16 protein-coding genes are annotated in these 18,510 nt (G+C 70.4%); 9 read left to right on the top strand and 7 right to left on the bottom strand.

Annotated features, from left to right (window positions below; all coding sequences use genetic code 11):
• Positions 1 to 171: 171 nt before the first annotated feature.
• Entirely contained in the window at positions 172 to 1,416 is a 1,245-nt protein-coding gene (locus ACFXI3_RS27825; RefSeq protein WP_378403381.1) for a cytochrome P450, read from the top strand.
• Positions 1,417 to 1,470: 54 nt separating this feature from the next.
• Here ACFXI3_RS27825 and ACFXI3_RS27820 read toward each other — a convergent pair whose 3' ends face one another.
• Genes ACFXI3_RS27820 through ACFXI3_RS27810 form a run of 3 tightly spaced genes read right to left on the bottom strand, consistent with a single transcriptional unit; the run spans position 1,471 to position 3,808 of the window.
• Positions 1,471 to 2,145 (bottom strand): SDR family NAD(P)-dependent oxidoreductase, encoded by a 675-nt coding sequence (locus ACFXI3_RS27820; protein WP_378403379.1) that lies wholly within the window; start codon positions 2,143 to 2,145, stop codon positions 1,471 to 1,473.
• Positions 2,142 to 2,969, bottom strand: coding sequence for an ABC transporter permease (locus ACFXI3_RS27815; protein WP_344286314.1), 828 nt, complete (start codon positions 2,967 to 2,969; stop codon positions 2,142 to 2,144). The genes ACFXI3_RS27820 and ACFXI3_RS27815 overlap by 4 nt, the downstream gene beginning before the upstream one ends.
• Complete coding sequence (locus ACFXI3_RS27810; RefSeq protein ID WP_378403376.1) at positions 2,966 to 3,808, bottom strand: SDR family NAD(P)-dependent oxidoreductase; 843 nt, start codon at positions 3,806 to 3,808, stop codon at positions 2,966 to 2,968. The genes ACFXI3_RS27815 and ACFXI3_RS27810 overlap by 4 nt, the downstream gene beginning before the upstream one ends.
• Before the next feature lie 166 nt (positions 3,809 to 3,974).
• Between ACFXI3_RS27810 and ACFXI3_RS27805 the strand changes: the two genes are divergently transcribed.
• The 7 genes from ACFXI3_RS27805 to ACFXI3_RS27775 all read left to right on the top strand — a co-directional run bounded on the left by ACFXI3_RS27805 (position 3,975) and on the right by ACFXI3_RS27775 (position 11,199).
• On the top strand, positions 3,975 to 4,850 hold the full coding sequence (locus tag ACFXI3_RS27805; protein ID WP_344286316.1) for an ABC transporter ATP-binding protein: 876 nt from the start codon (positions 3,975 to 3,977) through the stop codon (positions 4,848 to 4,850).
• Positions 4,847 to 5,617, top strand: coding sequence for an alpha/beta fold hydrolase (locus tag ACFXI3_RS27800; protein WP_378403374.1), 771 nt, complete (start codon positions 4,847 to 4,849; stop codon positions 5,615 to 5,617). The genes ACFXI3_RS27805 and ACFXI3_RS27800 overlap by 4 nt, the downstream gene beginning before the upstream one ends.
• Positions 5,601 to 7,508: an NAD(P)-binding protein gene (locus ACFXI3_RS27795; RefSeq protein ID WP_378403372.1), complete on the top strand. Its 1,908-nt coding sequence runs from the start codon at positions 5,601 to 5,603 to the stop codon at positions 7,506 to 7,508. Before ACFXI3_RS27800 ends, ACFXI3_RS27795 begins: the two co-directional genes overlap by 17 nt.
• 35 nt (positions 7,509 to 7,543) lie before the next feature.
• Complete coding sequence (locus ACFXI3_RS27790; RefSeq protein WP_378403370.1) at positions 7,544 to 8,371, top strand: alpha/beta fold hydrolase; 828 nt, start codon at positions 7,544 to 7,546, stop codon at positions 8,369 to 8,371.
• 4 nt (positions 8,372 to 8,375) lie between these two features.
• Complete coding sequence (locus ACFXI3_RS27785; RefSeq protein ID WP_378403368.1) at positions 8,376 to 9,188, top strand: SDR family NAD(P)-dependent oxidoreductase; 813 nt, start codon at positions 8,376 to 8,378, stop codon at positions 9,186 to 9,188.
• 82 nt (positions 9,189 to 9,270) lie between these two features.
• Positions 9,271 to 10,176, top strand: a complete 906-nt coding sequence (locus tag ACFXI3_RS27780; protein WP_344286321.1) for a LysR family transcriptional regulator — start codon at positions 9,271 to 9,273, stop codon at positions 10,174 to 10,176.
• A gap of 48 nt (positions 10,177 to 10,224) precedes the next feature.
• Positions 10,225 to 11,199, top strand: coding sequence for an NADPH:quinone oxidoreductase family protein (locus ACFXI3_RS27775; protein ID WP_378403366.1), 975 nt, complete (start codon positions 10,225 to 10,227; stop codon positions 11,197 to 11,199).
• A 66-nt stretch (positions 11,200 to 11,265) separates the two neighbouring features.
• Here the strand turns inward: ACFXI3_RS27775 and ACFXI3_RS27770 are convergent, their stop codons facing one another.
• Complete coding sequence (locus ACFXI3_RS27770; RefSeq protein WP_378403365.1) at positions 11,266 to 14,265, bottom strand: ATP-binding protein; 3,000 nt, start codon at positions 14,263 to 14,265, stop codon at positions 11,266 to 11,268.
• Between the two features lie 61 nt (positions 14,266 to 14,326).
• Here ACFXI3_RS27770 and ACFXI3_RS27765 point away from each other — a divergent pair, with 61 nt between their 5' ends.
• Positions 14,327 to 15,499, top strand: a complete 1,173-nt coding sequence (locus tag ACFXI3_RS27765) for an MFS transporter (RefSeq protein WP_378403363.1) — start codon at positions 14,327 to 14,329, stop codon at positions 15,497 to 15,499.
• Between the two features lie 257 nt (positions 15,500 to 15,756).
• On the opposite strand, the gene ACFXI3_RS27760 is transcribed toward ACFXI3_RS27765, so the two are convergent.
• Genes ACFXI3_RS27760 through ACFXI3_RS27750 form a run of 3 tightly spaced genes read right to left on the bottom strand, consistent with a single transcriptional unit; the run spans position 15,757 to position 18,508 of the window.
• Positions 15,757 to 16,254, bottom strand: coding sequence for a GNAT family N-acetyltransferase (locus tag ACFXI3_RS27760; RefSeq protein ID WP_378403361.1), 498 nt, complete (start codon positions 16,252 to 16,254; stop codon positions 15,757 to 15,759).
• Positions 16,251 to 17,444 carry a M20 family metallopeptidase gene (locus ACFXI3_RS27755; protein WP_378403359.1) on the bottom strand — a complete coding sequence of 398 codons (1,194 nt, stop codon included), beginning with the start codon at positions 17,442 to 17,444 and terminating at the stop codon, positions 16,251 to 16,253. The genes ACFXI3_RS27760 and ACFXI3_RS27755 overlap by 4 nt, the downstream gene beginning before the upstream one ends.
• Positions 17,441 to 18,508, bottom strand: a complete 1,068-nt coding sequence (locus ACFXI3_RS27750) for an LLM class flavin-dependent oxidoreductase (RefSeq protein ID WP_344286327.1) — start codon at positions 18,506 to 18,508, stop codon at positions 17,441 to 17,443. The genes ACFXI3_RS27755 and ACFXI3_RS27750 overlap by 4 nt, the downstream gene beginning before the upstream one ends.
• Between the last annotated feature and the right edge of the window lie 2 nt (positions 18,509 to 18,510).

The raw sequence follows: 18,510 nt of genomic DNA, 5'->3' as shown, positions 1-18,510 counted from the left end.
TCCCGGGAATGCCGCGAACCGTGGACCGGTGATGGCGGATCGCTATCGCGCCTGCCCGGGTGCGATAGCCGGTCCCGATCGGTGCGCCAGCGCGCGACGCCTTCCGCGGGCGGGGCGGCGAGGCGATGATGGCCGGAACGCGCGCCCATCGCTCAGCAGCAAGGAGACCCCGTGGAAGAGCGCACCACCGCCGCATCGCAGGAGGGCTGCCCGCACCTGCGGGAGCTGTCGCTGGACCCGGCCCCGGAGCGGCCGCTGGACGATCCGCCGTACTTCGGCGACCTGCGGTCGGGCTGCCCGATCAGCGAGGTCGACCTCGGCGGCGGGAAGACGTCGTGGCTCGCGACCAAGTTCGACGACGTGAAGGCGATTCTGTCCGACACCCGGTTCAGCGCGAACCCGCACACGCCGGGCTTCCCGGTGCGCGGCCTGCCCGGCTCGGACCATCCGCTGGTGGCCGACAGCATGATCCGGCAGGACCCGCCGCTGCACACGACGCTGCGCCGGTGCGTGGTCAAGTACTTCACGCCGCGTGCGGTCGAGAGCTACCGCCCGCAGGTCGAGGAGATCGTGGACCGGCACCTCGACGCGCTCGCCGCGGGCTCCGGCCAGGCGGATCTGGTGTCGCAGTTCGCGCTGGCCATCCCGACCACGGTGATCACGCGGATGCTGGGCATCCCGATCGAGGACGCGCCGCGGTTCTTCGACCTGACCGAACGGCAGACGACGCTGTCGCTGTCGCAGGAGGAGATGTACCGGACGGTCGAGGAATTCCGCGCGCTCGGGCTCGAATACGCCGCGCTGAAGGAGGCCAACCCGGCCGACGACCTGCTCAGCCACATCATCCGCGAGCAGTACGAAGCAGGCGGGATCACCCGCGACCAGCTCGCCGCGCTGATCACGATCCTGATCATCGGCGGCCACGACACGACGGCCGGGATGATCGGATTGTCGATCTACACCCTGCTCCGCCGACCGGACCAGCTCGCGCTGCTGTTGTCCGGGGAACGCACGTGGGACGTCGCGATCGAGGAACTGCTGCGCGTGCACTCGGTGGCCCGGATGGGCCCGCGCCGCGCGGCGACCGAGGACATCACGATCGGCGGCCACACCTTCCGCAAGGGCGAGGGCGTGGTCGCATCGATCTGGTCGGCGAACCACGACGAGAGCAAGTACGCGCGCACGACGTGGGAGGATTTCGAGATCCCGGTCGAGCGGCCGCAGCATCTGGCGTTCAGTTTCGGGCCGCACCAGTGCGTCGGGCAGAACCTGGCGAGGATGGAACTGCGGGTCGTGCTGCCGCGGATCTTCGCGCGGTTCCCGGAGATGAAGCTGGTGGACCCGGAGGTGACGCATCTGTCCTATCGGGACGATCGGGCGTTTTTCAGCTTGAAGGAATTGAATGTGACGTTGTGAGCGCGTAAAGCCCGCTCCCTCGGTTTCGGCCGGGGAGCGGGCTTTCTTGTGGGGTCAGTGTTTGTACGCGCCGCCGTCGACGACGAGGGTTTGGCCGGTTACGAAGGCAGCTCCGTCCGACAACAGGAATCGCACTGGTTCGACGTAATCGTCCACAGTGGACGGACGCTGGATTGCCCTGGCGGCGATGGTGGCCGGTTCGGCGGGCAGCAGGTCTTCGGACAACGCGGTGGCGACCAGCCCGGGGGCGACGACGTTCACGGTGATGCCGCGCTCGCCGAGTTCGGCGGCCATTGACTTGGCGAAACCGATCACTCCGGCTTTGGCCGCCGCGTAGGCCGCCAATCCGGCCGGGCCCTTGAATGCGGTGCCCGAGGAAAAGAGCACGATCCGCCCGCCGTCGGTGATCGACGGAGCGCAGGCTTGCACGACGGCGAGCGTGCCGTGCAGGTTCACCTCGAGGACCCGGGTCCAGTCGCGGGCGGGCATGTCCAGGAACGGTCCGGTGCGGCAGATTCCGGCACAATGGACTAATCCGGACAGTGGCGCGGGGAGGTCGGTCAGGCTGTCGGGGTCGGTGATGTCGGCGGCGAGGTAGCGCACGCCGGGCACCGGTGCGGCGGGCGCGGCCTGGTCGAGGACGACGACCGGCCGGTCCGCCGCGAGCGACGAGACCAGCCGGGCGCCGATCCCGGCCGAACCCCCGGTGACCAGCAGCGGCGCACTCACCGCGACCGGCTCGCGACCAGGTGCTCCAGCCCCTTGATCGCGTAGTCGAGCACCATCGACATGACTCCCATGAACAGCAGCACCGCGAACGATTCGGCGACCTTGAAGTTGCCGGTGAGCACCACGAGCCGCTGGCCGAGGCCGTAATACGCGCCGACCATCTCCGACAGCACCGCGCCGAGCACCGCGTACACCGCGCCCAGGCGCAGCGCTCCCACGATGCTCGGCAGCGCGGACGGCAGTTCGATCTTCAGGAACCGCTGGACCGGCGACATCGACAGCGACCGGGTCAGCTGCAGCACGTCGTGGTCGATTCCGCGCAGGGCGGCGAGCGTCGAGGTGAGCAGGACGAAGTACACGACGCTGCCCGCGACGAGCGCTTTCGGCGCGAAGCCGAGGCCGAACCACAGGATGAAGATCGGCGCGAGCGCTGGCCGGGGCAGGCTGTTGGCGAGCGTCAGGAACGGCGTCGCCGCGCGTTCGAGGACCTCCGAGCGCGAGAACACCACCCCGGTCACGATGCCGAGCAGCCCGCCTGCCGCCAGGCCGACGAGCGCGCCGCTGAAGGTCGCGGACACGTCTGTCCAGAACGCGCCTTCGCCGAGCTGGGTCACGAGTCCTTTCGCGACCTCGTCGGGCGAGGACACGAACAGCGGGTTGACCAGGCCCTGGCGCGCGGCGAAGTACCAGCCGCCTACGATCACGACCGCGACGGCGATCCGGATCGTCCACACCCGCAGCCGGACCCGCGAGCGGCGCTTCCGTCGTTCGGCGAAGACGGCGTGTTCCATCGCCGAGTAGTCCGCGACGATCGATGGGCTCATTGTTCCTCCCGGAAGTCGAGCGGGGCGCGTACGAGGTCGATGTCGGCGGGGGTGGCGGTGTGCGGGCCGCCGTTCACGGTCACGGTCTGGCCGGTCAGGTACGCCGCGCCCGCCGAGCACAGGAACAGGCACACCGACGCGATGTCCTCGGGGCAGCCGAGCCGGTTCATCGCGACGAACCGGGCGACCCGCGCCTCGACGTCCCCGTCGGCGAACCGGGACGCGGCGGTGACCACCGCGCCGGGTTCGAGGCAGTTGACCCGGACGTTCGCGTCGGCCCATTCCCACGCCATCGTGCGGGTGAGCGACGCGAGACCGGCTTTCGCCGCTGCGTACGGGCCGCGCAGCGGATGCGCGTGCCCGGCCGACGCCGAACCGACGTTGACCACCGCGCCGCCGCCCTGGCGCCGGAACGCGGGGAGACAAGCCTTCGCGAGGTGGAACGCTCCGCTGAGATTTGCTTCCAGCATCGCGTTCCAGGCGTTGACCGACAGTTCTTCGAGCCGGGCGCCGAAGTTGCCGCCCGCGTTGTTGACCAGAATGTCCACCCGGCCGAAGCGCTCCTCGGCCGCGGCGGCGATTTCGGCGGCGGTCTGCGGGTCGCGGATGTTGCCGGTGACGGCGACCGCGTCGCGGCCCTGCTCGCGGATTCGCGCCACGACGTCGTCGAGCACGTCGGCGCGCCGCCCGTGTACCACCAGGTTCGCGCCCGCTTGGGCGAATCGGTCGGCGATGGCGCCGCCGATTCCGCCGGTTGCTCCGGTGACGACGGCGACTCGGCTGTGGAAGTCGTATTGGACGTCGCCGAATGGGGAAACGTCTTGCTGGGCCGGTGTCATCGCGCTCCTCCGAAGGTTCGGTTCGGACTCAGGCTCGCCACGGGGCGCCGCTGTGGCAACGGTTCGCGGGCTATCGGCGCGATAGCCCGCGGCAGCGCGCGTTTGTATTGACAGTCACAGCCGGGGTCGCGGAGCATCACGGTTCTCTCGACCAAGCGGAGTTGCAATGAGGCAGACCAGCATGGTGCGTCCGGGGCCGGAATCCGCGCAGCGCAAGGACGAGCGCCCGGGCCAGGCAGGCGCGCCGATCAGTTTCGGCCACGTCAGCCACAACTTCATCCACGGCGACCGCGCGGTGCTCGTCCTGGAGGATTTCGACCTGGACATCGCGGCGTCGGAGTTCGTGAGCATCGTCGGCCCGTCCGGCTGCGGCAAGACCACGGCGCTGTCCATGGCGGGCGGGCTGGAACGGCCGCGCGCCGGGAGCGTCCTGCTCGACGGCGAACCGGTCGACGGCACGTCGGACGACGTCGCGTTCATGTTCGCCCGCGACGCGCTGCTGCCGTGGCGGCGGGTGCGGCGCAACGTCGAACTGGGCATGGAAGTCCGGCACGTCCCGGCCGCGGAACGCAGGCGGCGGGCCGACGAATGGCTGCGCCGCGTGCGGCTCGAGGAATTCGCCGATTCGGACGTGCTGCACCTGTCGCAGGGCATGCGGCAGCGCGTCGCGATCGCGCGCACCCTCGTGCAGAGCCCGCGCGTGGTGCTGATGGACGAACCCTTCGCCGCGCTCGACGCGCAGACCCGGGCGAACCAGCAGCAGGAGTTCGTCCGGCTTTGGGAAGCCGAACGGCCGACCGTCGTGTTCGTGACGCACGACCTGGAGGAGGCGATCCTGCTGAGCGACCGCGTCGTGCTGATGGCCGCCCGGCCCGGCCGGATCGTCGCCGACCTGCGGATCGACCTGCCGCGCCCGCGCACCCAGGAGATGCGCACGTCCTCGCCGGAGTTCGCGAAATACCTGGAAACCCTGTCCGGCCGGCTGCGCGAGGAAGTCGTGGCCGCCGAGGAACGCCGGCAGGCGGAGGAGGAACGGGCATGACCGGCGCGGGTCTGTCCTATCGGGTCACCGGCCACGGCTCGCGGCCGGTGGTGCTGGTGCATTCGCTCGCGCTCGACGGTTCGTGGTTCGAGCCGCTCGCCGCCGAACTCGGCGAGAGTTTTCGTTGCGTGCTCCCGGATCTTCGCGGGCACGGGGACAGCGACGGGGGCGCGATTTCCTTGGCCGCGCTGGCCGACGACCTCGCGTTCCTCGCCCGGCAGCTGCGGATCGACCGGTTCGCCGCCGTCGGGATTTCTCTCGGCGGGATGGTCGTGCAGGCTTTGGCGCACCGGCATCCGGACCTTCTCGACGCCGCCGTCCTCATCGCGACCACCGGCGGTTACGACGACGCGGCCCGAGCTGGTGCGCACAGCCGGGCGGAGGCGGCCCGCGCGCCGGGCGGGCTGGCCGCGCTCGCCGACGCGACGATGACCCGCTGGTTCGGCGACCGCCCGGACCCGCTGCGCGAGCGGGCCCGCGAGCAGTTCCTGAGCGGCGATCCGGCGATTCATGCCGCCTACCTCGAAGCGATGACCGCGGTCGGCGACTTTTCGGTGCCGCCGTCGGTGCCGACGCTGGTCATCGGCGGCGAGGACGACGTCAGCACGCCGCGTCCGGTGCTGGAGAACCTGCACGCGTCGATCCCGCACTCTCAGCTGCGTTTCGCGCCGGGCGGGCATCTCGCCGCGTTCACCCATCCCGGGCCGGTGGCCGCCCTGCTGACCGAATTCCTCGCCGAGACTCCGAAGGGTGTCCGAGTTGTCTGAAGTTCAGCTGTCCCCGGAGGAGGTGCGCGACCGGTTGCGGGCCGCGGAGACTCCCGCGTTGCTGATGCTCGTCGCGCATCTGACCGACGATCCGGCCGTGCTGCGCCCGCAGTGGCGGCCGAACCCGGACCTGCTGCCCGCCACCGGCCTCGACGCCTCGACGGACGCCGAAGCTCGGGAGTTCTGCTTCGCGACGCTGGAACCGTATCTGGCTGGCGTCGCCGACTGGCCGAGTTCGCCGTCCGAGACGGTTCTTGAAGCGATCGCGGCTTGGGCACTCGACCGTTCTGCCGGGGAGGACGCCGATTTGCTGCGCGTCGCATTTGTCCCGCCGGGCACCGATCCGCGCGCTCCGAAGTGGACGAAGGACGAGCTCGACCCGGCACGGCCGATGCGGGTGGCGATCGTCGGGGCCGGGTTGTCCGGGCTGATGGCCGGGCTGCGGATGAAGCAGGCCGGGGTGGACTTCACGATCTTCGAGAAGAACGCCGACGTCGGCGGGACCTGGTACGAGAACAGTTATCCGGACTGCCGGATCGATGTGCACAGCCACATTTACACCTACTCGTTCTTCCCGCACGACTGGCCGTCGTACTTCTGCCGCCAGGACGTCATCCATTCCTATCTGCGCGGGTTCGCCGAGGAAAACGGGCTGCTGGACCACATTCGCTTCGGCGCCGAGGTCGTTTCGGCGGCCTGGGACGACGAACGGCAGCATTGGGCGGTCGCTTCGACCGGGCCGGAGGAACCCGAGAGGACCGAGGAGTTCTCCGTCCTCGTGTCCGCGGTCGGTCAGCTGAACCGGCCAATGATCCCGCGCATCGACGGCCTCGACACCTTCGACGGGCCGGTCTTCCACACCGCACAGTGGGATCACAGCGTCGATCTCGCCGGGAAACGCGTGGCGATCATCGGGACCGGCGCGACCGGAGTCCAGGTGGCCCCGGCTATTGCCCGGGAAGCGGAGTCGCTGACGGTTTTCCAGCGCAGTGCGCCGTATCTGCAGCCGACCCCGGAACTGCGTCAGGAGATCTCGGCGGCGGAACGGGCGCTGCTGCGCGACCTTCCGTTGTACCGCGCCTATTACCGGTTCTCGATCTTCCTGCCCCGAGCGATCGGACGGCTTGCCGCGGCGACGGTCGACCCGGCTTATCCGCCCACCGAGCAGGCGGTATCGGCGGCCAATGAACAATTGCGGCAGCTGCTCACCGACTATCTGCTGAACCAGGTGCGGGACCGGCCGGACCTCGCCGCGAAGATCGTGCCGGACTATCCTCCGGGCGCGAAACGGATCGTCCGCGACGACGGGACGTGGATCGCCACGCTCAAGCAGGAGCACGTCGAGCTCGTCACCGAACGCATCGCCCGCGTGGACGGCAGCGGGATCCACACTGAGGACGGCCATTACGTTCCGGTGGACGTCATCGTCTTCGGCACCGGCTTCAACGCGTCGGATTTCCTGATGCCGATGAAGGTCACCGGCGCCGGCGGGACGGATCTGCACGAGTCGTGGGGCGTCGATGCCTGCGCGTATCTCGGGCTGACTGTCCCGGACTTCCCGAATCTGTTCTGCATGTACGGTCCCAACACGAACCTGTTGCTGCACGGCAATCTGGTGCTGTTCATCGAATGCCAGTCGGTGTATTTGCTGAGCGCGGTGGAGCAGTTGCTGTCCACCGGAAAGTCCTCGCTTTCGCTGCGCCGCGACGTTTTCGCCAAGTACCGCGACGAGGTCGGCGAGGCGAGCGCGTTGCGCGTGTGGGGCTGGTCCAAGACCCACAGCTGGTACCAGAACGCGGAAGGCCGCTCGACCATCATGTGGCCGCTGTCCGCGCACCGGTACATCAGCGCCACCCAGGCCGTCGATCCCGAGCAGTACGAGTTCCGGTGACCGGCCCCGTCCGTCCTAAGGAGGCAGTTCCCGCTGTGAGCACCGAAAACACGACGGTCGTCAACGACCTCGAAACCCGCTATCTCGCCGGGGGAGAAGACCACGAGTCCACTGTGGTCTTCCTCCACGACGGCGCCTGGGGCGCGTCCGCGGACGTCACCTGGGGCGCGGTGGCCGCGCTCGCGGCCCGCACGCACCGCGTCGTCGCGCCGGATCTGCTCGGCTTCGGCGGTTCGGCCAAGGCCGTCCGGCTGGACCAGTCGCCGTTCGGATTCCGGTTGCGCCACGTCTACGCGCTGCTCGACCAGCTCGGCATCGACGGTCCGATTCACCTCGTCGGCAACTCCTTCGGCGGTTCGATCGCGTTGCGCGCCCTGCTGGACCCGGCTCTGCGCGGTCGGATCGCGTCGGTCACCTCGATCAGCGGCACCGGCGGACCGTGGCGCAGCGCGACGAGCGCCGAACTGGCCGGATACGACGGCACCCGCGAGGACATGACCCGGCTGGTGCGGCTGTTGTGCGACGACTACCCGGGCATCGAAGACCAAATCGACGCCCGCATGCGGTGGGCAGCCGCGCCCGGGCACTACGCCGGGATGCTCGCCCCGCACGCCACGCCGCCGGAACCGTTGCGATTCGCCCGGCCCGCCGATCCGTACCCGGCGCCGTTCGCGGACGTCACGACGCCGGTCCTGCTGTTCGACTGCGCGGGCGATCCGCTGGTCGAACGGGGCTGGGTGAAGCACCTGGCCGATCTCACCCCGGCGGTGACCGTGGCACCGGTGCCGCACCGGCACGCCCCGAACATCAGCCACCCCGAGCAGACTTGGCGGATCATCGCCGATTTCGTGAACGGAGCCTGAAACCGTGTTCGACGATCCTCACGACGCCGTCGCCGCCCCGGACGTCCCGCACGACCGGCTGTTCCGCCTCGACGGCAAGCGTTTCGCCGTCCTTGGCGGCGCGGCCGGCATCGGCGAGCACGTCGCCCGCACGCTCGGCTCGCTCGGCGCGGACCTGCTGCTGGTCGACGTGGACGAGGCCGCGCTGGAGAAACTGGCCGCGGAACTCGGCGCGGACCGGTTCGCCGCCGATGTGTCCACTGAGGACGGTGCGCGAGCGCTGGCCGGATACGCCTCGGGAACACCGTTGCACGGGTTCGTGGACGTCATCGGCCAGATGACGCGAAAACCGTTGCCGGACTTCACTCTCGCCGAGTGGGAAAAGGACTTCCGGGTCAACCTGACGCACGCGTTCCTCGCCGCCCAGCACCTCGTTCCGCTGCTGGCGAGGCCGGATTCCGCGATCGTGTACGTCTCCAGCATCAACGGCAGCCGCGCCGGGAGCTACGCGGCGGGATACGGTCCGGCGAAGGCCGCGCTCGAAGGCTGGGTGCGGCAGCTGGCCGACGAATACGGGCCGGAAGGCATCCGCGTCAACGCGGTCGCGCCCGGATTGTTCCTGTCGCCCCGGTTCCTCGCCGGCGCGCACGCCCGCACGATGATCGAGCAGTTCAGCGGCAAGACGATGCTGCGGCGGCTCGGCCAGCCCTACGAGGTCGCCGCGGCCATCGCGTTCCTGCTGACCCCCGCCGCGGGCTACGTCACGGGTGCGACGCTCGCGGTCGACGGCGGGGCGCGCGCGGTCGACGCGACCGGCCTCGACGCCCTCGCGCGCTGAGCGTTCGGCGGTGCTCGACCATACGATGGCCGGGAGACAGGCGGCAGCGGCGCCGCCTGCCCGGCGTGACTAGGGGCCGAGCGTGAGATTCGAGCAGTTGCGCTACCTCGAGGCGGCATTGCGCACCGGATCCTTCCGGCAGGCGGCGCACGAACTGGGCGTGTCCCAGCCGACGATCACCAACCAGGTGCAGCGGCTCGAAGAGGACCTCGGCGTCGTGCTGGTCATGCGCGGCGCGCACGGCGTGCGGCCGACGGACGCGGCGGAGCGGATCCTGCCGCACGTGAAGTCCGCGATCCGGGCCGAGGACCTGCTGCGGCAGGAGGCCAGCGCCATCGACGGCCTCAAGATCGGCACGGTGAGCATGGGCACCGTCGCGATCGGCAGCATGCGCGTGCTGCCGCACCTGGTGCGCGAAATGCACGAAGGGCACCCGAACATCCGCTTCGAGGTGACCGAGGGCGGCACCTACATCGTGCGCGACGGCGTGCTGGACGGGACGTTCGACCTCGGCCTGATCACGCGCGTCCCGCTGCCCGGCGAGCCGCCGGACGACGAGCGGCTGCACTACGTCGACCTGATGACCGGGCGGCTCGTGCTGTGCGTGCCCGACAGCCACCCGCTGGCCCGCGCGGAGACGTTCGACCTCGACGACCTGTCCGGCGAGCCGCTGATCTTCTTCCGCGAGGGCAGCATCCTGCGCCGCGCGTTCGAGGAGCTGACCAGCAGCATCGACGCGCGGATCGTGTACACGACCGACGGCGCCGAGACCGCGCAGCGGATGGTGCGGGCCGGGGTGGGGATCGCCATCGCGAACACCCTCGCGCCGTCGACGACCAGCGGGAACGGGGTCACGCTGATCCCCATCAACAAGCCGTGGGCGCAGACGACGCTGTCGGCGATCGTGCGGACCGGGGAACTGCGCGGCCGGATCGTCGAGACCCTGCTGCGGCAGATCCGGTCTTCCAAGACCGTGACGGGGCGATAGCCGGGGGCTGCTTCACTTGAGCGGCTTCGGACTTTAGAGTCCGGAACCATGGACGCCGTACACATCAAGGATCTCGAAGGCCCGTCGACCGTCTCCGTCGTCGAGGTCGATTCGCCCTCGCGCGCTGCCGACCAGGTGCTGATCGACGTGCACGCGGCCGGCGTGTCGTTCCCGGACGTGCTGCAGACGCGCGGGCTGTACCAGGTGAAACCGGAGCTGCCGTTCATCCCGGGCGCGGAGGTCGCCGGGGTCGTGGCGGAGGCCCCGGACGGTGCGGCGGTCAAGGCCGGCGACCGGGTCGCGGCGTTGCCGTTCCTGGGCGGGTTCGCCGGGCAGGTCGCGTGCGCGGCGGACGCGGTGTTCCCGATTCCGGACGAACTGGGCTTCGAGCAGGCGGCGGCGATCCCGTTCAACTACCTGACCGCGCACTTCGCGCTGTGCCGGCGCGGCCGGATGGCGGCCGGGGAGACCGTGCTGGTGCACGGCGCGGCAGGCGGGGTCGGGACGGCGGTGATCCAGGTCGCGAAGGCGTTCGGCGCGGGCAAGGTGATCGGAGTGGTGTCGACGCCGGAGAAGGGCGAAGCGGCGGTCGCGGCCGGGGCGGACGAGTACGTGCTGGCGGACGGCTTCAAGGACGCGGTGAAGGCGTCGACCGGCGGCCGCGGGGTCGACGTGATCGCGGACGTCGTCGGCGGCGACCGGTTCACTGATTCGCTGCGCTGCCTGGCCGCGGACGGGCGGATGCTGGTCATCGGATTCACCGGCGGGTCGATTCCCGAGGTCAAGGTGAACCGGTTGCTGCTCAACAACCTGGACGTCGTGGGCGTCGGGTGGGGAGCGTATGCGCTCGGGCGTCCCGGGTACCTGCAGGGTCAGTGGACGGAACTCCTGCCGAAACTGGCGGCCGGGGCGATCGTGCCGCCGCTGGGCGGGAGTTATCCGCTGGCGGAGGTGCGGGAGGCGCTGGAGGCCATCGAGAACCGGAAGGCGATGGGCAAGCTCATCCTCACTGTGCGTCCATAGTGGACTGACGGGCGGGAGGTCCCGGGTGCCGGGGCCTCCCGTTTCAGCGGGGTGCCATCATCTCGCTCACGAGACCATCCGCACCGCGTCCTCGACGGACAACCGCGCACCACTCTCGAACGCGCTGGCGAAGCCGGAACCGAGAACCGCTTGTGCCGCTTCGGTAATCCGGACCACATCACCTCGCTCGGCGGCAGGCAGGGGAGCGTCGACACTCCGTCGCGCCGCATCGGCAGCCCCGAGCAGCAACGCCGCCGTCTGCGGAGCCACCGTGCCTGCCAAGCCTTCCAGCGACAGCGCAAACGCACGCGGCTCGTCAAGCATTCGCGCATACTCCAGACCCTGCAGGTGATACTTCTTCGCCTGCGCCGAATCTCCCCGCAGTTCGGCGACGAAACCGAGTTCCGCGTACAGCAGATGGTCGCCCGCCACCGAGGACAGGCCGCGGTATTCGTCGCGGACGCGGGTCAGGCGGTGTTCGGCGGCGTCGAGGTCGCCGGAGCGGCGGGCACCCAGGGCGAGGCCCATTTCGGCGTGGATCCGGCCGTAGGTGTAGCCGTGGTCGGACGCGATGCGAAGGGCTTGTTCGTGCAGGTCGCGGGCGCGTGGCCAGTCTCGTTCGAGCAAGGCCAGGCGGCCTAGGCCGGACAGTCTCGCCGAGACTTCCGCTCGCAAGTCCAGTTCGCGCGCGATCGCGAGTCCTTCGTGCTGGCGGCGGGCGGCTTCGGCGTAGTCGCCCTTGATTTCGGCGAGCGCGGCCAGCGGCGGGATGGTCTGCATTTCGCCCCACCGGTCGCCGAGGCGGCGGAAGAGTTCGGCGCTGCGCAGGCCGTCCCGGCCGAGCGCGGCGAGATCCCCGCGGACCAGGCTCAGCATGGCGCGCAGGCCGAGCGCCGCGGCGACGCCCCACTCGTCGTCCCGGGCGGCCGCGAGGGCGTGCTCGTTCACCTCGTAGCTGGCGTCGACGTCGCCGACGCTGAACAAACTGTAGGCACGCAGCCACAGTGCACGCGCGTTGTCCGGGGAATCGGGCGGGGCTTGTTCACCGGTCAGCAGGGCGAACGATCCATTGAGGACAGTGAGTTCCGGATCCTTTGCGGCGACACCTAAAACGGCCGACAGCATGCGTCGGCCTTCGGTGAGCCTGCCTCGTAACAGCCACCACCAGGACAGCGCTTTCGCGAGCCGCACCGCTTCGGCGGATGCCCGGCAGATCGCCTCGTCCAGTGCCGCGCGCAGGTTGCCCGCTTCGACGTCCAGCCGGGCGAGCCAGGTCCGTTGCTCGGAGCCGTGCAAGCGGGCGTTCTCGGCGATTTCCAGGTAATGGCGCAGGTGCCGGCCGCGCGTGGCGACTGGATCCGCCAGGCGTTCGACGGCATAGGCGGCAACGGATTCCAGTAGCCGGTACCGGACCCCGGCCGATCCGTTCGTGACGGCGACCAGCGACCGGTCGACTAGCCGGAGCACGAGATCGACCGCGTCTCCCGCGCAGACGGCTTCGGCGGCGGCGAGATCGAAACTGTCGCGGTGGACGGCCAGTCTGCTGAGAACAGTCCGCTCCGGTTCGCTGAGCAGTTCCCAGCTCCAGTCGAGCACTGCGCGCAAGGTCTGCTGCCGCGCCGGAGCGCCGCGCGACCCTCGGGTCAGGACGGCGAACCGGTCGTTGAGCCGGGCGGCCAGTTCTCGCACGCCCAAGCCGCGCACGCGAGTCGCCGCGAGCTCCAGCGCGAGCGGAAGACCGTCCAGCCGACGGCAGATTTCGGTGATCGCGTCGAGATCGGCCGCGAAACCCGGGGCGGACGCGGTGGCCCGTTCGGTGAACAGCCGCACGGCATCCTCGGGCGGCAACGGCTCCACGGCGAACACGGCCTCGCCGGGCAGTCCGAGCGGTTCCTGGCTGGTGGCCAGAATGCGCAGGTCACGGGTGCCGCGGAGGAGCGTTTGGACGAGTTCGGCGGCGGCTTCGACGACGTGCTCGCAATTGTCCAGGACGAGCAGCATCCGCCGGTCGCGCAGGGCTCTCACGAGTCGTCGCGCAGGGGAGGCGGAGTCGGCCGAGTCGCGGATTCCGAGTTCGGCGGCGACTGCTTCGGCCAGGTCGGCCGCGGAGCCGCGGACGCCCGCCAACTCGACCAGCCACCCGCCGTCTGGTTCGTTTCGCGGAGAACCGGCTCCCGCCGCGGCCAAGGCCAGCCGCGACTTGCCGACCCCGCCCGGCCCGGTCAACGTCACCAGCCGGGCCGGCAACCCGGCCAGCCGCGTGAGCGCCTCCTCCCGGCCGATCAACGGCGTCAGCGGGCGGGGGAGATTGCCGCGTGGTTCGGCGGCCAATCCGGGGTCTTGCCGGAGCAGCGATTCGTACAGCGCGCGCAGCTCCGGGCTCGGGTCGACGCCTAGTTCCTCGGCGAGCTGGGTGCGGAGATCTGTGTATGAGGCAAGGGCTTCGCTTTGCCGACCGCGCAGGTAGAGCGCGCGCATCTGTGCTGCCCGCAGGCCTTCCCGGAGCGGGTTCTGCGCGATGGCATCCGCCAAATCGTCGGCTGCGGCGTAGTCGCCTGCCTCGACCTGCGCGGCAGCCTGCTCTTCCACTGCGGTCAGCCGCAGTTCGGCCAACCGGTGTGCGGCCGGGCGCGCGAACTCCTCGTCGGCGAAGTCGGCGAACGCCTCGCCTCGCCACAGGTCCAGGGCTTCGGCGAACCGTGCTGCCCGGGCTGCTGGATCCGGTGTTGCGCGAGCTTGGGCGACGAGGTCCCGGAACTGCGCGGCGTCCGAGTGCTCGATCCGCAGCCGGTAACCCGCGGGGTGTCGTTCGACGCCGTCTCGGCCGACGATGCGCCGCAGTTGCGACACCTTGGCCTGCAACGCACCCGCGGGTTTGCCTGGCGGGTGATCGCCCCACAGGTCCTGGACGAGCCGGTCCGCGGTGACTGGTCCGCCGTCGTGCGCCAGCAGCGCGGCGAGCAGCGCGCGCACCTTCGCCTCCGGGACGGTGATCAGCGAGCCTGTCCCGTCCCACACCGCGAGCGGGCCGAGCACCCCGAACCGCATCGCCGTCCCCCGTCGCATCGTCAGGTCACCGTCAGTTGATCGTAAGCATTCCCGAAGGCCCGGTCCGGACAGTGGGCGCATGAGCCCCACCTCAGTCTCCGTCGCGCCGACGCAGCGGCTTCCGCTTTTCGCGCTGTTGTCCCTCGCCACCGCGGTGTTCATCACCAGCCTCACCGAAACCCTGCCCGCAGGGTTGCTGCCCGCGATGAGCGGCTCGCTCGGCGTCAGCGAATCGGCGACCGGCCAGACCGTCACCGTTTACGCGCTGGGCACCGTCCTGACCGCGATCCCGCTGTCCACCGTCACTACCGGCTGGCGGCGCAAACGGTTGCTCCTGACCGCGATGGCCGGATTCGCCGTGGCCAACACCGTCACCGCGGTGTCGTCGGAGTACAGCCTGACGATGGTCGCGCGGTTCGTCGCAGGCGTCGCGGCTGGTCTCGCGTGGGCGTTGCTGGCCGGATATGCCCGACGCCTGGTCGAGCCCGCTCTGCAAGGTCGCGCCATCGCGATAGCCATGGCTGGCATCCCCGTCGCGCTGTGCCTCGGCGTGCCTGCCGGGACGTTCGTCGGCCAGCTCACCGGCTGGCGTACCGCGTTCCTCGCCATGACCGTGCTCACCGTCCTGCTGCTCGCCTGGATCGGCGCGGCGGTGCCCGACTTCCCCGGCCAGGCTGGGGGAGCGCGCCCGAAGATGCTGCCTGCGCTGCGCATTCCCGGAGTCGCGGCGGTCCTGTTCGTCACGCTGGTGTTCGTGCTGGCGCACACCGTCCTGTACGCCTACCTCGCCACCTTCCTCACCGGCCTCGGCATGGGCGGCGACACCGACCTGGTCCTGCTGACCTTCGGCCTCGCCTCGATCGCGAGCATCTGGATCGTCGGCGCGCAGATCCACCGGCGGCTGCGGTTGCTGATGGTCGTCAGCGCACTGCTGGTCGCGGTCGCCGCCGCGCTGCTCGCGACCGAACCGGCGCTGGTGTATCTCGCCGCCGCGCTGTGGGGGCTCGGTTGGGGCGGGGTGCCGACGTTGCTGCAGACCGCGGCCGGGGAGGCGGGCGGCGAGTCCGCGGACCCGGTCCAGGCGATGCTCGTGACGCTGTGGAACGCGGCGATGGCGGCCGGCGGCGTCGTCGGCGGGGTGCTGCTCGACGTCGCTGGCAGCGGTTCGTTCCCGTGGACCGTGCTGGTGTTGATGGCGCCGGTGCTGGCGGTCGTCGTGCTGGCGCGACGGCGCGGTTTCCCGGCCGCTTGACCACGCCGCTCGGGCGGTGAACGCTCCGCAGCTGCCCGCGACGCCGCGCGAGCGACCCCAACCTGCCGCGAGCGACCCCAACCTGCCGCGAGCGACCCCAACCTGCCGCGAGCGACCCCAACCTGCCGCGAGCGACCCCGACCCGCCGAAAGGGACCCCAACCCGCCGAGACCGGCCCCGACCCGCCGAAAGCGACCCCGACCCGCCGAGATCGGCCTGGCCGACGGGCTCCGGCGGGAGGAGGTCGCCGCGCGACGCTAGGCGCTCTTCGTCAGGTAAACCGCCCCGCGAATGTGCTTCCCGAGCGTGTCCGCGGGCGGTTCGGCGACCCGGTACCCGGCGCGCCGGTACATCGTCAGGTTCCGTTCGCTGCCCGACCCGGTGTAGAGCACCAGGCTGGTCGCCTGCGGCGGGGCCTGCCGCTCGGCGTAGCTCAGCAGCCAGCGGCCGACGCCCTGTCCGGCGAGATCGGGCGCGACCATCAGGCGGCCGATCTCCCAGCGGTCCTCCTCGAGATGCGCGCGAACGGCGGCGACGAGCCGTCCGCCGATCCGGACCGTCCACACGCGAGTGGACGCGATCCAGCCGCGCACGGTGTCCAGGTCCTCGTGCAGCGCGGGCACGTCTAAGGTGTCGTTGACGATCGCCTGCGGGACCCAGCAACACCGTTGCAGCACAAGGAGTTCGGCGGCGTCGGCGGCTTGGGCTTCGGACAGCTGGGCATCGGCGAGCGGCAAAGCGGCGAAATCGGTCACGTCTCTTGATCTTGCGCGCCGCCGCGAGCCCTGTCCAGCGAATATCCGAGCCGCCGTTGCGCGAGTTCGGCCAGGAGCGCCGCGCCGTCGGGGAGGACGGCGTCGTCGAACTCGGCGTCCGGCGCGTGATTTCCCGGTGCGGTCGCGGGATCCCGGCCGGGCGGGCACGCTCCGACGCTGGTCATCACGCCGGGGACGGCGGCCAGGATCCGGCCGATGTCATCCGACACCAGAGCGGGTTTAGCGGTGCGGACGAACCGGTCCGGGCCGAAGACGTCGTGCACGGTGTCGCGCACGAAATCCGCTTCACCGACGTGGTTCACTGTCGCCGGATAGCCAGGCTGATAGGTGGTTTCGGCGCGGATTCCGTGTGCGTGCGCAACACCTTGCACCGCGCGTTCCACCGCGGCGGCGAGCCGGTCGAGTGTTGCGTCGGACATCGCCCGGAGCGTCGCGTCCAGCCGGGCCTCAGCAGGGATGATCGTCGCCTGCGTCCCGGCATGGACGCTGCCGACGGTCAGGACCACGGGCTCCTGGACGTCGAACTCCCGGTTGACCACCGCATACAGCGCGGTGATCAGCGCACCGGCCGCCGGCACCGGATCGGCGGCGCGGTGCGGCCAGGCCCCGTGCCCGCCCCGGCCGCGCAAGGTGATCGTCACGCTGCCGGACGCGGCCAGCGCTGGACCGGCGGTGTTGCCGAAGGCACCGAGCGGCGACGACGCGGCCGAGTGCAGGGCGTAGGCAGCGATCGGGGTGGAGCCGGTCGCGTCGAGGAGGCCTTCTTCGAGCATGTGGCGCGCTCCGTCGTGGCCCTCCTCGCCGGGCTGGAACATGAGCAGGACGTCGCCGGCCAGCCGGTCCCGGCGGGCGGACAGCAGCCGTGCCGCGCCGACCAGCATCGCCGCGTGCTGGTCGTGGCCGCAGGCATGCCGGGGTCCATCGGGGAACGGCAACGCGTCGAGGTCGGCGCGAAGCACGACGGTGGGCCCGGGGGTCGCTCCGCGCACGACGCCCACGACTGAACTCAGCGCGCGGCCGGTGTGTATTTCGACCGGCAGGCCGTCGAGGGCGGCGAGGACGGTTTCTTGGGTCCGGGGCAGGTGGAGCCCTACCTCGGGCGTCGCGTGCAGGCGGGCTCGCAGGCGGGGCAGGTCGAGTTCGCGGGCGGCGGCGAGGAGAGCGTTCATCCGCGCAACGCCGGAAGAATCGTTTCCCCCACCCGGTAAGCCTCTTCCAGCAACGGATTGCCGGACAGGATGAACACGTCGACGCCGAGATCCCGGAATTCCGCCAGCCGCTCCAGCACCTGTTCCGTGCTGCCGACCACGGCGGTGCCCGGCCCCGGACGGAACAAACCCATGCCAGGCCACAGGTTCGGGTGCTCTTCGAGCTCTCGCGCGCGGGCCGGGACGACGCCGCCGTGCTGACGGAATTGCCGTCGCCAGCCCTCGCCGTCATTGGCCGCCGCGTCGCCGAGCATGCGTTCGTACGTGCTGTTGCTCGTCACGTCGAGGAGCCGGTCGGCGGCGGCCCACGCTTCTTCCTCGGTGTCCCGGACGATCAGGTGCAACCGCAGGCCGAGCCGGAGTTCGCGGCCGTGCGCGGCGGCTCGTTCGCGGACTCGTTCCAGCTTTTCCTTGAGCAGGTGCGGAGGTTCGCCCCAGGTCAAGTACACGTCGACGTGCTCGGCGGCCATTTCGATACCCGCCGGGGAGGAGCCGCCGAACCACAGCGGGACGTGCGCGCCGCCGTCCGGGACCAGTTCGCTCAGTCCCTGTCCGGCGCCGGTCAGCTCGTAGAACTGTCCTTTGTGGTCGAACGTTTCCCCGGCGGTGAGGCGTTTGACCAGCGACCAGTATTCGGCGCTGAGGGCGTACCGCTCGTCGTGTTCGAGCTGCAGACCGGCTTGCCGCAGCGCGGGCGTGGAGCCGTTGACCACGTTGAAACGCAGGCGGTCCCGGCCGAAGAGCTGCTCGAAGGTCAACGCCATTTTCGCCAGCTGGGTCGGGGAAATCAGGCCGGGGTGCACGGCGAGCAACGGCTTGAAAGACGGCCGGGTGACCGCGGCGAGTGCGCTGGCGAGCGGCCACACGTCATAAAGATCGGTGGCGAACAGGGCGCCGTCGAAGCCGATGCGGTCGACCGCGGTACCGAGCTGCTGGAGGTAGGCCAGGTCGACTTGGCGGCGTCCTTCCGGCTCCCAGGGATAGGCGCCTTCGCGGGGGATGAGGTACCAGAGGATTTCGGTCACGA

Source organism: Amycolatopsis sp. NPDC059235 (genome assembly GCF_042754125.1).
Lineage (GTDB): Bacteria > Actinomycetota > Actinomycetes > Mycobacteriales > Pseudonocardiaceae > Amycolatopsis > Amycolatopsis albidoflava.
This window is presented reverse-complemented; position numbering and strand designations above follow the sequence as displayed.

Coding starts and splice junctions, on each gene's coding strand:
- ACFXI3_RS27755 (WP_378403359.1), bottom strand. CDS start 17,444: ATGAACGCTCTCCTCGCCGCCGCCCGCGAACTCGACCTGCCCCGCCTG.
- ACFXI3_RS27815 (WP_344286314.1), bottom strand. CDS start 2,969: ATGAGCCCATCGATCGTCGCGGACTACTCGGCGATGGAACACGCCGTC.
- ACFXI3_RS27770 (WP_378403365.1), bottom strand. CDS start 14,265: ATGCGACGGGGGACGGCGATGCGGTTCGGGGTGCTCGGCCCGCTCGCG.
- ACFXI3_RS27805 (WP_344286316.1), top strand. CDS start 3,975: ATGAGGCAGACCAGCATGGTGCGTCCGGGGCCGGAATCCGCGCAGCGC.
- ACFXI3_RS27765 (WP_378403363.1), top strand. CDS start 14,327: ATGAGCCCCACCTCAGTCTCCGTCGCGCCGACGCAGCGGCTTCCGCTT.
- ACFXI3_RS27810 (WP_378403376.1), bottom strand. CDS start 3,808: ATGACACCGGCCCAGCAAGACGTTTCCCCATTCGGCGACGTCCAATAC.
- ACFXI3_RS27800 (WP_378403374.1), top strand. CDS start 4,847: ATGACCGGCGCGGGTCTGTCCTATCGGGTCACCGGCCACGGCTCGCGG.
- ACFXI3_RS27775 (WP_378403366.1), top strand. CDS start 10,225: ATGGACGCCGTACACATCAAGGATCTCGAAGGCCCGTCGACCGTCTCC.